We start from the raw sequence: 14335 nt of genomic DNA on the forward strand, positions 1-14335 counted from the left end.
ATTTATCTCCTTCCGTATTTGCGGACCAGGTAATAGATAATTGCCATAGCCAGCAGTATTACCAACAGTCCGATCCAGCCGGAGAGGAAAGATGTTTTTACCGTTATGCGGAAAGCAGCGCTGGCATTGGCATTTGGATTTTTTACGCTGAAATTAGAAACATAATCGCCTGCAATGGTTTTATCCGGCACCTTGAGGTTTACGGTTACATCCATGGTTTTGCCGGGTTCCAGCCTGCTGATTTTTGACGGATCAAAAGCAGCATCCCATTGCGACGGGGCCTGTGCGGAAAGTTCGAGGTTGTCCAGTGCAATGGTGCCGGTATTCCGAACAACCAGGTGCAGTTGTGCGGAAGATCCTTCCGTAACCTCATCGCTCAGTCTGCCGGTGGGCGTTGTCAGTTCTACTGCATACGATCCTTTTACTACTGCTTCAATAGTTAAGGCAGCTGTATCTGCCCCGGATATGGCTTTTAGGGGAATACTGTACTTGCCGGGTTTGGCTGCAGGAGCGGGAAGCACCTCTATGGATATGTCCTGCGTCCGGTTCGAATCGAGCCGGAAGGAGGCTACCTGGCTACCCTCTATTTTGAATGCGACGTTCCAGCCGATGGGCGCTTCAGATTTCAGCTCATAGATTTTAGCCTGCCGCGCTTCATTGTGAAGGGTCGCATTATAACGGAAGGTTTCATTAACGGCCGCTTCCAGGTTCATTAGCCGCGCGGTAAATGCGGAGCCCGGTGATTGGGACAAGACCCGCCCGGGATAAAAAATAATTACTGACAAAAACAGCAGGCAGCAGAATACCCTTTTCTTTCCGCTCTGCAACGAAACTAGACTTTGTTGTGCTAACATAACATTAATAAATAATAAAATTCATTAATAAAATAATAGCGCCTCAAATATGGGATTACCTTTTTTGAGTGCAAACGTTACTTGTTCTTGAATAAAAGGTGCGCTAATTTATAAAAAGATTTTTTTCTGCAAAAAAAATTATATGAGCGGTTTTCCTCCGGCTATGATTGGTTTTTATCCTTACTGAACTGGCTTAGGGCCAGGCCCGCCAATACCATTAGCACTCCGGCGATGGTATAGATGCTTACGGAGTCGTGTACCCAAAGGGCTGCGATGATGATGCCGAAGACCGGGCAGATAAACAGCCACATGCCTGCTTTAACTGCATCCTGTTTCAGCAGGTGGAGCCATAATGCAACGGCACCGATGGAAACCGGCAGGGCAAGCCAAAGAGTGCCTCCCCAGAATGCGGCGGTGTAGTGATTGGCCGCTCCTTTATAAGTGTAGAGGGCGATGGGCAGCATCAGCAACCCACCAAAAAAGGTTTGCCAGCCGTTGAGCACAAACAGGTGCATTTGTCCCCAGCTTCTCGACGAAAAATAAATGGTGCCGATGGAATATGAAAGCATACTAGCCAGCAACAAAACCAACCCCAGTGGTGTAACCGAAGCCCCGCCCAGTAAGGGCCAGGCTACTACCAGGATGCCCAACAGGCAAATACATATAGCAAAGAAAATACGGAGCGGCAATGGCTTTTTTAAAAAGAATACCGAGATAAAGCTGATGAACACGGGGCTGACGGCCACTGTTAATGCGCCAACGCTGGCTGTTACCTGCTGCATGGCGATCACATACAATCCCAGGTAAATAGTGATGTTCAGCATCCCGTAAATGAACAGCGGCTTCCATTCCTTTTTACGGGGCAGCGGCTTGCGAAGCACCAGGTGTGCAATAACCAGCATAATCAGCGATGCTACACCAAAGCGCATCACGGCGATCACCAATGGCTGGGATACAGCCAACGCTATCTTGGTTGCAGTAGACGCAGACGACCATAATACAGCAAATACCAATCCCGCCAGTATCCACTTTAACCCGGTATGTTTTTTTTGTGTATGCACGAAAGAATCCGGCAAAAATACGGGGTTGTTGGCGAATAATGTTCATACAGCGGGCGATGGTATCGTAAGTTCAGATCACTTTCCCGCAGGTTAAAATTGGGGGACTCTAAAAATATCAATCCCGGTTTCTTCTTCTGTCAGTCCTACATAGTGCAGGCATTTACCCGAACAAGGCATTCAGGAGGTAAGCAGCAGGTTTTTATGAGCCTCCGAACCAAATATCCGTTTAACCCAAAATCAGTTAGCAGGTCGATGTATCTGCCCAACGGTATAACCATCGTGTTTTTATAGTAGCCATAGTTAAGGATACAATTTGTTTAAAACATCACTCCTCCCGCGCTGGTTGCGGGTACATTTCAAATTTTCGCCTAAAAAGATTATTCTTTCAACGTCACTTCGAGTATCATCGAGAAGCCCCCCTGTTTTTTGTAGATGCCTTCACTTCGGTCGGCATGACGGTAACGAAAATTTGAAGTGCCCCTGGTTACCGAAAGTTTGTCATCCTTTTCCAATTGGTTATATTTACTGTTTACCAATAGCATCTTCAATGATCACCGAAAAGGAAAAAATGCTTTCAGGGGCACTTTATTCCCCCGCAGATCCTGAGCTACGGGCGATGAGTGACCGGGCGCACCGCCTTTGCCAGGAGTATAACCAATGCCATGCGACGGAACATGACGCCAAAGCCTCTATTCTTAGAAAGCTGATCCCCAGCCAGGGAAAGGGACTTTATATTGAAGGCCCTTTCTTCTGTGATTACGGCGTTAATATATACATAGGGAATCATGTATTTTTTAACTTCAATTGCACCATCCTCGATACAATGCCGGTAACCATCGGCAATCATTGCATGTTTGGGCCTGGTGTGCAGATCTATACACCCTTGCATCCAATGAATGCTGCTGAGCGGAACACTGGTCTCGAATATGCAAAGGAAGTAGTTATCGGCAATAGTGTTTGGGTAGGCGGCAATGTTACCATATTGCCCGGGGTACACATTGGCGATAACTGCGTGATTGGCGCCGGCAGCGTGGTAAAACGGGATGTGCCGGCAAATAGCTTTGCTGCAGGCAATCCTGCCCGGGTCATTAAAAATGTGTAGCCTGAAACCTTCGCTTCGTTCCGGGACAGTGCCTTTGCTGACGGGGTGCCTGCAATGGTTTGTTTCTTAACAAACCATTGCAGACGCAGATTTTAATAGAATGGATCCGGCTTATCATGAAATCTTACAATGCTTCTATACTTAACACCACGCTGGTGCGGCTCAGGGTTACATTGGGATTAAGCCCGATGGTCATTAAAAAATCGCCGCTGTACGTTTTGCTTTCGTCGATACCGGGCTTTTGATTGTTGTAGAGATTGAGTTCCCTGATCCGGTATTTTTTTGCGGCATCAAGGCCCTGCAGGCGAATGGGGTTTACAGCAGCTTCGCTGATATATCTCGAATTGGTAAGATAGTTGAACATAACGGCCTTGCTCCGGTCTTTATTAACGAATATAAGCGACGCCAGATCGTTTTCGTAGGGATTTACCAGCCGGAACAGATCACCATGCCATACAATGTCTTTAAAGCCATTGTAATTGTTAACCGCTTGCTGACAGAAAGATCGGTCCTCCGGTTTGAGCTCGTTGGCGCGGATATCAAATCCAAGCTTGCCCATCGAAGCCACATCTACCCGGTATTTTAGCGGCTGTTTGCCCCAATCGGTTACATGGTTACACATGGCAATAGCCGGGTAATAATAGGAGTAATTCCATTGAATGAATACACGCTCCAGCGGATCGGTATCATCGCTCAGCCAGAACTCGGTAAAATATTTCAGGGAATTGTAGTCCGAGCGGCCTCCGCCACCGGAGCAAAGCATCATGGGCACTTTGGGATATTTAGCGCGGATACGCTGTAATACTTTTTCCAGCCCCCGTGTATACTCCACGTATAAATGGGATTGCGGGATCTTATTTTTCTCCAGGTATTGAGAGTGCCCGTTAAAAATCGGAGCATTGCAATCCCACTTGATAAAGGCCAGGTCAGGGTTCTTTTGAAATAAGCCATCTACCACCCCAAACACAAAGTCCTGCACCTGGGGATTGGTAAGGTCCAGTACCAGCTGATTGCGGTAATAGATCTCCGGGCGCTGCGGCTCCCGCAGTACCCAATCAAGATGCTTTTCATACAATTCACTTTTAGGATTTATCATTTCCGGTTCTATCCAGATACCAAATTTGACGCCCTGTTTGCCAGCTTCGTTAACCAGGTAAGGAAGGCCATCCGGAAGCTTTTTTTTATTCTCCTGCCAGTCGCCCAGTCCTGCCTTATCTCCATTCCTGGGATATTTATTACCAAACCAGCCATCGTCCAGCAGGAACAGGTCTACGCCCAGGTCCCTGGCTCCCTTAAAAAGACCTACCAGCTTTTCCTGGTCAAAGTCAAAATAAGTGGCCTCCCAGTTGTTCAGCAGGGTAAGCCGCTGGCCGTTGCCATCCAGCAGCTGGTGGTTGCGCAGCCAGGTTTGCAGATTGCGGCTGCCGGTACCAGTTCCGGCAAACGACAGGGTATAGGTAAACCGAGGGGTTTCAAATGTGGTTCCCGGTTTAAGGCTATAGGCAGACTGGTAGGGGTTGATACCTGCTACCAGGTGCATTTTTTTATTGATATCCGTTTCAAATTGGATGGAATAATTTCCGTTCCAGGCGATCTGTCCGAGCATTACTGTACCGCTGGTTTCTGTAGCTGGTGCGTCCAGTGCCAGCATAAAATTGGGTGAGCCGATGAGGTTCTCGCGGGTGCCCAGTCGCGACTGAATGGTATGCATGCCCTGCCTGAGTTGTGTATGCTCCGGCTGCATTTCTTTTGCCCAGTTGCCATTATAGCTGGTAAGATAATAATCCTTATTATAAAAATAAAGATTGGCCGAGGCATATTTGTTGAGGGTTACAATTCCTTTTTCTGAATGCCGGATCGTGCTCCATTGCTCAATAACATCTTCTTCCTTCCAGGCTTTGAAGAAAAGGTCTACATAAAAAGGGTATACCGCATCCTTTAAAGTGATTTTTGTAAGGATGGCACCGTCTTCATTGGCGATGGTTTTGTTCTCATAACGGAGATCGAGCGAATGATTGCCGTCTGCGTGCACCACCGCAATAGCCGGTTCGGAAAAATTATTATCGATCCCTGCCACTGCAAAAGCGCTGTTGTTGGAGCTGCCGCCATCGCCGGTAAGATGGTACATCCGGTCTAACATCGCATATTCTTCGGGCTCCTGTAATTTTTTCCCGGTATGAATAATCTTTAGATGATTGTTTTTATCCGTTTGCAGTACCACGGCTACATTCCTGGTTTCAACAGGAATGATGATCTGTGCGGCGATGGTTCCCGATAGGTGGCTGAGGACAACAAGACCGATGATTAATAAGCCAATTTTTTTCATATGAATGAGTGCTGTATTTCTGTACAGAGCGAAAATACTTCATTCGTGATGATTTTGCTGCAAACCACTAAAACAGGCAGATGAATTTGCCTGGCCGGCGGTAGGCATATGTTGAATGCCTCAGCATGTACATAAGCACTTACGGCGCTTATCTTCATTTTAATCCATCAGCAATGGCCAGACAGTTATATGCACCCGTGCCAAAGGATCTTAATGATCCAGATGGACCGGAGGTCTACAGCCCCACTGTTATATGATGTTCATTCCCGTCATCCTGCAATGTGATAAACGGCTCGTTCAGCGGTTGCCCGTTTTCACGAAACAGGATACGGCCTTCTTTTTTTTCATTCTTAACATTAAGATTATAATAGGTATTACCAAACCGGTACCGGATCTCATAACCTTCCCATGTATCCGGAATGCAGGGGTTGATGTAAAGACGATTACCTTCCCGGTGCAATCCCAGGATAGAACCAATCGCCAACTGATAAGTCCACCCGGCAGAACCCGTGTACCAGGTCCAGCCACCCCGGCCTTCATGCGGCGGCGCCCCATAAACATCTGCGGCCATTACATAGGGCTCCACTTTGTATTTTTCAACATCCTGTGGTGTGCGTGCGTGGTTGACAGGGTTTACCATTGAAAATAGTTCCCATACCCGCTCTTTATCTTTCAGTGCTGCGAATGCCATAATGGTCCAGATGGCGGCGTGGGTATACTGGCCGCCATTTTCCCGGACGCCTGGCACGTACCCTTTGATGTATCCGGGGTAAAGGTCGGATTTATCGAAGGGAGGTGTAAGCAGTTTAATGATCTGATTCCTGCGGTCTACCAGGTATTCGTTCAATGCATGCATTCCCTGCAGGCTCCGCTCTGGTTCTCCCCCGCCGGATAGCAAGGACCAGCTTTGGGAAATGGAATCAATCCTGCATTCTTCGTTGGACGCAGATCCCAACGGGGTACCATCGTCAAAATAGGCGCGCCGGTACCATTTGCCATCCCAGGCGTTATCGTGAATATGTACCTTTAATTTTTCGGCTTCCGCTTTACAAAGCGTGGTAAAATCTTCATCGCCATAGTCTTCCGCAATGGCAGCGAAATGCGTAAGTATATCGTAAAGGAAAAATGCCAGCCATACACTTTCGCCCTTTCCGTGTTCGCCTACTTTATCCATACCATCATTCCAGTCGCCCGAACCGATCAGCGGCAGTCCATGCTGTCCGAATCTTAATCCATGGCGAATGGCGTGCTTACAGTGATTGTACAGGGTCTCCCAATGGTTCAGGAACACCGGCAGATCGTAATATGACTCCTCATCGGGCTGGAGCGGACGTCCGTCGATAAAAGATACGTATTCATTTAATATTTCTTTGTCGCCTGTGGCGGTAATATACCTTGCCGTAACATACGGAAGCCAGAGATAATCGTCTGAGCAGGTGGTGCGTACTCCGCGACCCGTGGGTGGGTGCCACCAGTGCTGTACATCCCCTTCTTTAAATTGCCTGGAAGCGGCGAGGAGTATCTGCTCTTTTGTAATTTCGGGCGTGGTATGCATCAAAGCCAGCACATCCTGAAGCTGATCACGGAATCCAAAAGCACCGCCAGATTGATAAAAACCGCTTCTTCCCCACACCCGGCAGGCCAGTGCCTGGTACAGCCACCAGCCATTGGTCATTACATTCATCGCTTCATCCGGAGTTTTTACAACAATGGCGCCAAGGATCCGGTTCCATTGATCATGTACCTTTAACCGGGCTTCGCGGGCAAATGCCAATCCTTTTATTTTTTGTACCAGTTCGCGGGTTTCCTGCTCGTTCTTTCCTGCACCAAGGCGAAATACAACTTCCTGTTCTTCTTCCGGTGCGAGCTGCAGCATGGCCTGCAACGCAGTACAGGGATCGAGACCGGCGCCGGCCCGCCCGGACAGGTTTTTTCTCAAAAGCGCCTCAGGTCGGGTGCGTGTACCGTTCCTCCCGATAAATTCGGTACGATCGCAGGTAAACGTTTTTTCGCGGGCATCGGTATCAAAAAAAGCCACTTTTTCTGAAAAGGCTGAATTGTAACGATTGCGCGCAAACAACACATTTGTCTGCGGATCCTTGTCGGCTACCACAAACATTTTGTTTTTATGTGCCAGATCACCCAGCACCCATTCCACGTACCCGGTTACCGACAGCTTACGTTCCTGTCCTGTAAGGTTCCGCAGCTTTAAGACCATATATTTCACGGGCAGGGCTTCGTCAACATAAACCCACAATTCGGAAGCGATTCCGTAGTGTATATGTTCGTAAACCGAGTACCCGAAGCCATGCCGGGTAATATAGGCATGCTTACCGGGGGCAGGCAGCGGGGTGGGCGACCAGTAAATACCGGTTTCTTCGTCCCGTATGTAATAGGCTTCGCCGCAGGTATCGGTTACCGGGTCGTTTTGCCAGGGTGTGAGCCGGAATGCCTGGGCATTATCAACCCAGGTATAAGCGGATCCGCTTTCGGAGAGAATGGACCCGATCTCTTTATTGGCAATGATATTGCACCAGGGGGCAGGCGATTTTTTCTGCTGGCCCGATTCCAGGATGTATTCTTTACCATCTTGTGTAAATCCGCCGGTTTTATTGTTGAAGAGAAGATGACTGGGCAGGGCAACGCTTTGCTGTAGGTCTGTTTTGGGATGCCGCAATTGTACGGCAAGCGGTTCCGGTAATCCTTTTGCCGGTGTTTTTCTGAGCACCTGTTCAGCCAGGGTGCCTTTGTCATCGTCAAAAATAACGCGGGCTACGGTTTGGAACAGGATACGGTCTTCGCTGGAGATCTGGTCACCCGCTCTTACAAAAATACCGCCCGGCTGATCCAGTACCCCGCCACTGGTGGCGGTGATAAACCCGATCACCTGGTCCTGGAATACCTGGCGATAAGACCCAAAATCATCATTCCAGATCACAAGATCCACCCGTAGCGCTTTCAGCGACCAGTAGGAATGTGCTTTGATTAACTGTTTTACCAGGTCGATATTGTTGCTGTCTTTTACGCGGACCAGCACAATGGGCAGATCGCCGGAGATCGCATAGCTCCAGAGGCCAGGCTGTCCTTTTAAGTTACTTTCAATAACTGAAGGTGCTGTCCGGAAATTGTTGTTGGCGTAAATAATTGAGCCGGCAATGGCATTGAAAAGCTGGGCTTCTACCTCTGTAGCGTTGATCTGGCGCAGCAGCACCTGGCTATGTGTCCAGGCTAGTTCAAATACCCTGTTTTTAATGTACCGGTCCTGGTATTTTGCCAACAGACCCATACAAAGCTCTTTTGATTCGCCAACCCCCAATACCAGGTCGAAGGTTACCGTTTGCCGGGCTTTGAGTGTAACGCGGTGCCGGATGGCTATAATGGGGTCCAGCACCGAGCCGGCTGTACCAGAGAGCGGGCCATCCTGGAGGATGGCTGCTGGTGCTGCAATGGAGCGGCCGCGTCCAATAAACCGCATCCGGTCCGTTTCATAGGATACCTGGTCGCTGGTTGCACCATTCACCATAAATGTGTGAAACATCCAGGGAGGTGTATCCTTCCGGGCCCTGGGTCTGCGGGTGCAGAGAATGGCGCTGGCATCCTTTTCTATTTCCGTTTGTACAAATAAATTGCTGAAGGCCGGATGTGCTTCATCTGCTGCCTGGTCGGCCAGGACTACTTCTCCAAAACTCGTAACCTCTATGGTTTTGGTGGAGGCCGACCGGTTGGTAATCCGGATGCGACGGATCTCTACATCGTCTTCGGGGGAAACAACAATATCCGTTTTCGTTTCAAAGCCATCATCTACACGCCGGAATACGATATGCCCCTGGGAAAAAACCGTTTCATAAGCCTTGCTTTTCCGGAGCGTGGGCTGATAGGTATTGGACCAGAAATGGCCGGTGCTCATGTCTTTTATATAACAGAACACGCCCCAGTTATCTAATGTGGTGTCTTCCCTCCAGCGGTTTAACGCAATACCTTTCCAGCGACTGTAGCCGCCACCGCCGTTGCTGATCATAAGTGCATATCTTCCGTTGGAGAGCAGCTGTACTTCCGGAATGGGGGTGTTTGGAGTTGTGAGCACCCGCATATGCGATTCATGGGAGATGGTTTGCCGGACACTGTTATCTTCTGTATGCTCATAAAAGTTGGTAGAGCGCGGTGCCTTTTCCTGAAGCAAAAGCAGGGCAGACTGGAACTGCGGGTCGCGTATAAACCGCTCCTGCATTTTTTTGTCTAACAGGAGGTTGGCCATGGATAGAAAACTCATTCCCTGATGGTGCACCATAAAGGATTTGATAATAGTATATGACTGGCCCCGTGGCATCCGGGAAGGTGTATAGTCGATGGCTTCATAAAACCCGTAACGACCTTCAAACCCTTTTTGAGAAAGGGTCCGGAGGTTATCCATCGCTTCCGCCGGATCAATCATTAACGCCATCATGGTGGCATACGGAGCAATGACCAGGTCATTAGCCAGGCCCCTTTTCAGGCCCAGGCCGGGTATGCCGAACGACTGGTACTGATAATGCAGGCTGGTATCTACCAGGTTATAACCCGATTCGGAAATACCCCATGGAATATTGTTTTTATTGCCGTACTCGATCTGGTTTTTTACAGCGCCTTTATTACTGCGGTCCAGCAATGTATTTTCGTAAGAAGGCATCAGCAACTGGGGCATCAGGTATTCGAACATGGATCCGCTCCAGGACAGGAGCACCGGGTTGTTTCCCAGGTTGGTTACCAGTCGTCCCAGTGTAAACCAGGCGGTTTGCGGGATCTTACCCTGCGCGATAGCTGTAAAAATACCCAGGCGGGCTTCGGAGGCCAGCATATCATAGTAGCTTTTATCAGCAGCATCCTCGCTTACATTGTAGCCGATATGGAAAAGATGCTGAGATTTATTATACAGGAAATCATAATCTGCCGTTGAAAAATCAACACAACTATCTTTTATCTTTTCAAGTCCTGACAGGAACCGGGTGGCGGAAGCTGCTCCTGTTTCCAGTGCCTTTAGCAGATGGTCTAGGTGTTCTTTCTCAGTACTGCTTCCGGCTTCTTTAATGAATGCATTGATATAATCGGGCAATATACGTTGCAATTCCAGGATATTATTAATGGAGGGCACTTCTTCCAGTATTTGTAACCGGGAATAGGCATCCGGAACGGGTAAATGGAGCACCCAGGGACAGAAAGTGCGGATGCAGGTAACCAGGTCCGTTAACTGGGTTTCCAAACGTGCTGCCCAGTCCTGCGCTTCCGTGTTTTCAGCCATATGGGGATGGTTTTTTAAAAGATCCGCCTGTTCCTGCAATGCATTCAGCTGAGCTACCAGCTCATGCAATGAAAGTGGAAAAGAACCTTTCAGGTTGTTTAGGAGCTTGCCCGTTGGTGCCAGTAGCTCCGTCTGAGTTTTTTTATCACAAACGCTTTTTAAAACGGCAAAGACATCCAGAAGGCCGTTGATATGTTGTTGTTTAAAGAGTTTTTCCTGGCGGATCTCTTCAAGTCCCTGCCGTAGCAGGATGAGACTGGCGATAAGGTTGCCGCTGTCTACGGAAGAAACATACTTGGGTTGCAGGGGTACCAGTGAAACGGTATCGTACCAGTTGTAGAAATGCCCGCGATAGCGTTCCAGTGCAGCAAGGGATTCGAAGGTTTTATACGTTCGTTCTGCCAGTTTGTTAACAGACAGATATCCAAAATCGTAGGCAGATAAATTAGAGAGCAATGCGAGGCCGATATTGGTGGGAGAGGTGCGGTGTGCCAGCGATGCTATGGGGTGTTCCTGGTAATTATCCGGCGCCAGCCAATTATCTTCCTGGGCTATAAAATCTTCAAAATATGCCCAGGTTTTGCGGGCATAAAAATGGAGCCGGTCTCTGTCTTTTGAAGACAGATCAACGGCTCTTCTTGCTGATGGATTACTGATCTGCCAGGCGATGGCTGGTGCCAGCAGCCATCCTGCAAGTATGGGGCTGGCCATCCAAAGGACCGTTGGGTTGATGATGATCAGCAACGCAAGGATAACCGCCGGAACCAGTACGGAGGCCCACATATAAATATATGCCTGAAGCAGGGTCTTTTGTTTTCCGTTCGACATCCCGGAAGGGGTCCATTGCAGCAGCCGGCGGTGAGAGACCAACAAGCGCCAGTTAGCCCGGAAAATGGCGTCCAGGTTTTGGATGGCCTCAAAAGGAAGACAAAGGATATTAAACAGGATGTGGGCAAGACTGCTGATAATAGTGCCTCTTATTTCCAGAAGATGCGCCCGCCAGTGCATACTTTCCGGCTTGTGAAATAATTGCCAGACGGAACTGGCGATTAAGGGAAGCAACCAGGCTGTAAAAAAAAGAAGGGTCCATAATTGTGGATGAGGTACAAAGGCCCATCCCATTACTAAAAACACCATCATGGCCGGTGCCACCAGGCTTCTGCGGATATTATCCCATATCTTCCACCGGGAGAGGCTGGATATAAAATTCCGGCGGAGTTTGCGCTCTTTGCCTGGCACAAAGGGGGTTCCCCAGCTGGCAATCTGCCAGTCGCCCCGTATCCAGCGGTGGCGGCGGCTGGCATCTGCCCAGTAAGTTTCAGGGTGTTCCTCAAACAATTCCACATCGGTTACAAGTCCGGAGCGGACATAAGATCCTTCCAGCAGGTCGTGACTTAGAATGCGGTTGGGAGGAAAGGTATCGCCCAGTACGGTTTCAAAAACGTCGATATCATAGATGCCTTTTCCTACAAAGGAACCTTCGGAAAAGAGGTCCTGGTACACGTCCGACACCAGGCGTGTATAGGGGTCGAGCCCGGAATCATTACTGTGCATTTTTGCATAATAACTGCTGTTACTCCTAGGAATGCTTACAGAGGTACGCGGTTGTAAAATGCCATACCCGTCTACCACCCGCGTCTGCTGGGTATTAAGCACCGGTTGGTTCAAAGGGTGGGCCATGGTGGCTACCAGTTTCCAGGCTGCTTCGCGTGGCAGCTGGGTATCTGCGTCGAGGGTGATCACATACCGGACCGCTTTCAGGGAAGAGGTGTCTCCGGTGATTTCCATAAAATCATAATGCCCCGTGGCTCTTAAAAAACTGTTCAATTCTGCCAGTTTGCCCCGTTTGCGCTCCTGTCCCATCCATTTTTTTTCGCAGTGATTCCATTTCCGCGGCCGGTGAAAAAGGAAGAACCGGCTACCGGTATTGCCTTCTTTTACATACCGGTGGTTCAGGGCTTCTATGCGCTTGCGGGCATAAGCCAGCAATGCATCATCCTCCGGCATTGTTTCCTCCGGTGCATCTGTAAAATCTGTCAGTAAGGCAAAATAGAGCTGTTCTTCAGGATTGGCAAGGTAGCGTACTTCCAGTTCATCTGCCAGTTCTTCGATGGCTTTTTCACTGGACAGCATGCTGGGTACAGCTACCACGGTACGAGCGGAATCAGGAATCCCGTCGGAGTAATCCATCTTGGGAAGCGGACGCGGCTTTACGATCAGCGTGGCGATCCAGTTGATGAGAATAACAATGGCCTGGCTGCATGCGATAAAAGAAGCGAAGCCTATTATAAGTGCAGTGTAGATGCCGCTTTCCTGTCTGTAAGCATAAAACGCAATCCAGATACTGAGCAGGAGCGAAAGAAAGAGGGCCGAACCGGCATATGAAAGCAGCCGGTTGTGTTTCAGCATGTTTTTAAACCGGTGTCTTAAAGAGATCCGCATACCCGATTTCCGGATCAATACTTGTTGGCCTTTTTCATCTACCAGATAATAACCTACGTGATGCTGTCGTTGCGGTGCTCCTTTACCGGCGCTTTCTTTGGCAAGATCAATAGCGAGCTGCGCCACCTGATATTCTTCCAGTTTGCTGTGCTTTCCTACCCATTCTACAACATGCCGGTACCGGTCTCGGGTTACAAAATCCATCTGACCGTAAATGCCATCAACATCGGTGTTTAATATCTTTTCAACAATGCTTACTTGTTCCACAAAACTGCGCCAATCGGTGCTCCGGATCAACCGGATGCTTTCGATGGAGTTGCGGATGGAGACCTGGTCGGTGGCTTGTTTCTGGTTCTCAATATTAACCAGTTCAACTGAAGAGCTGCCGGTTTCTGCCAGCCGTTCTTCCAGCCAGGTGAGCGGCAGGGCCAGCCCCTGACCTCTGCCTTGTAACCGCCGGATAAATTCAGCTACGAAAGCACTGTCCAGCCGCAGGTTGGACTTGGCCATTTCTGCAATAATAATGATAATATTGCGCGGATGTTTTTGGGCCGTTTCAAGCAGTTGTTCTGACCAGTACACCGCCACATTTTTCTCCAGCCGATCCAGCGCTACCCGTGAAGCAATGCGGCGGATGTTTTCAATAATGGCCAGGCGTAGCATGATGGGAATGGCCCAAAGCTCACCCAGTGTTAAGCGGGTTATGGTCTGATAGGCATCAATGAAGGCGGTAAGAGTGGCGATACTGATGTGCCCGTCGCTGTGGGCGATCAGTTCCAGGGCGATATCGTACACCCGGGGAAAACCTGCAGACCTTCCTTTTGCCAGTATGGGGAGCGTTTCGCTATATCCCTTGGGTAAATGAGTTCTTCCAAGCGCTATTTGTTCCTTGATTAGGTAATAGTTGTCCAGGAACCATTCACTGGCAGGGGCAATAGGCTGCTTGGAACTCACAGAATCGTTGAGCAGATCGTAAACCTTTGCAATTACCGCCTCATTGTCATCCAGCCGGGGTAACACTTTATCCGGCGGATGCCCGCCTGCCACTACGTGCGAACGGGCAACGGTAATGCCATGTTGTTGCATCTGGTCATGGCTGAACAATTCCAGTCGGAAGGGTTCTTCTTTTTTGAACTCAGGAGTAGCATCTCCTGTAAGGAACTCGCGCATGCGCACTACGAAATCATCAACGGGCTTCGAAATTTTCATAGTCATTTACCAATAAAAAATTACAGAATTCCGATTGTATCTATAAAGTTAATTCTTATCCTGTAG

The 14335-nt window shown here is 49.0% G+C and carries 6 protein-coding genes; 1 reads left to right on the forward strand and 5 read right to left on the reverse strand.

All coding sequences use genetic code 11. The features are described 5' to 3' along the window. Positions 1 to 2 precede the first annotated feature (2 nt). From LL912_RS18490 to LL912_RS25995, 3 genes are all read right to left on the reverse strand, one after another. Positions 3 to 713 (reverse strand): COG1470 family protein, encoded by a 711-nt coding sequence (locus LL912_RS18490; RefSeq protein ID WP_235555084.1) that lies wholly within the window; start codon positions 711 to 713, stop codon positions 3 to 5. A gap of 302 nt (positions 714 to 1015) precedes the next feature. Further along, complete coding sequence (locus LL912_RS18495; RefSeq protein WP_235555085.1) at positions 1016 to 1930, reverse strand: DMT family transporter; 915 nt, start codon at positions 1928 to 1930, stop codon at positions 1016 to 1018. A 362-nt stretch (positions 1931 to 2292) separates the two neighbouring features. Then, entirely contained in the window at positions 2293 to 2427 is a 135-nt protein-coding gene (locus LL912_RS25995; RefSeq protein WP_255785769.1) for a hypothetical protein, read from the reverse strand. A gap of 35 nt (positions 2428 to 2462) precedes the next feature. Between LL912_RS25995 and LL912_RS18500 the strand changes: the two genes are divergently transcribed. Beyond that, complete coding sequence (locus tag LL912_RS18500; protein WP_235555086.1) at positions 2463 to 3017, forward strand: sugar O-acetyltransferase; 555 nt, start codon at positions 2463 to 2465, stop codon at positions 3015 to 3017. Between the two features lie 124 nt (positions 3018 to 3141). On the opposite strand, the gene LL912_RS18505 is transcribed toward LL912_RS18500, so the two are convergent. Beyond that, the gene (locus tag LL912_RS18505) at positions 3142 to 5343 is read right to left on the reverse strand and encodes an alpha-galactosidase (RefSeq protein WP_235555087.1); all 2202 of its coding nucleotides are present in this window, start codon (positions 5341 to 5343) and stop codon (positions 3142 to 3144) included. 235 nt (positions 5344 to 5578) lie between these two features. Then, positions 5579 to 14275, reverse strand: coding sequence for a GH36-type glycosyl hydrolase domain-containing protein (locus tag LL912_RS18510; RefSeq protein ID WP_235555088.1), 8697 nt, complete (start codon positions 14273 to 14275; stop codon positions 5579 to 5581). Positions 14276 to 14335: the final 60 nt, after the last annotated feature.

This window comes from Niabella agricola, assembly GCF_021538615.1.
Taxonomy (GTDB): Bacteria; Bacteroidota; Bacteroidia; order Chitinophagales; family Chitinophagaceae; genus Niabella; species Niabella agricola.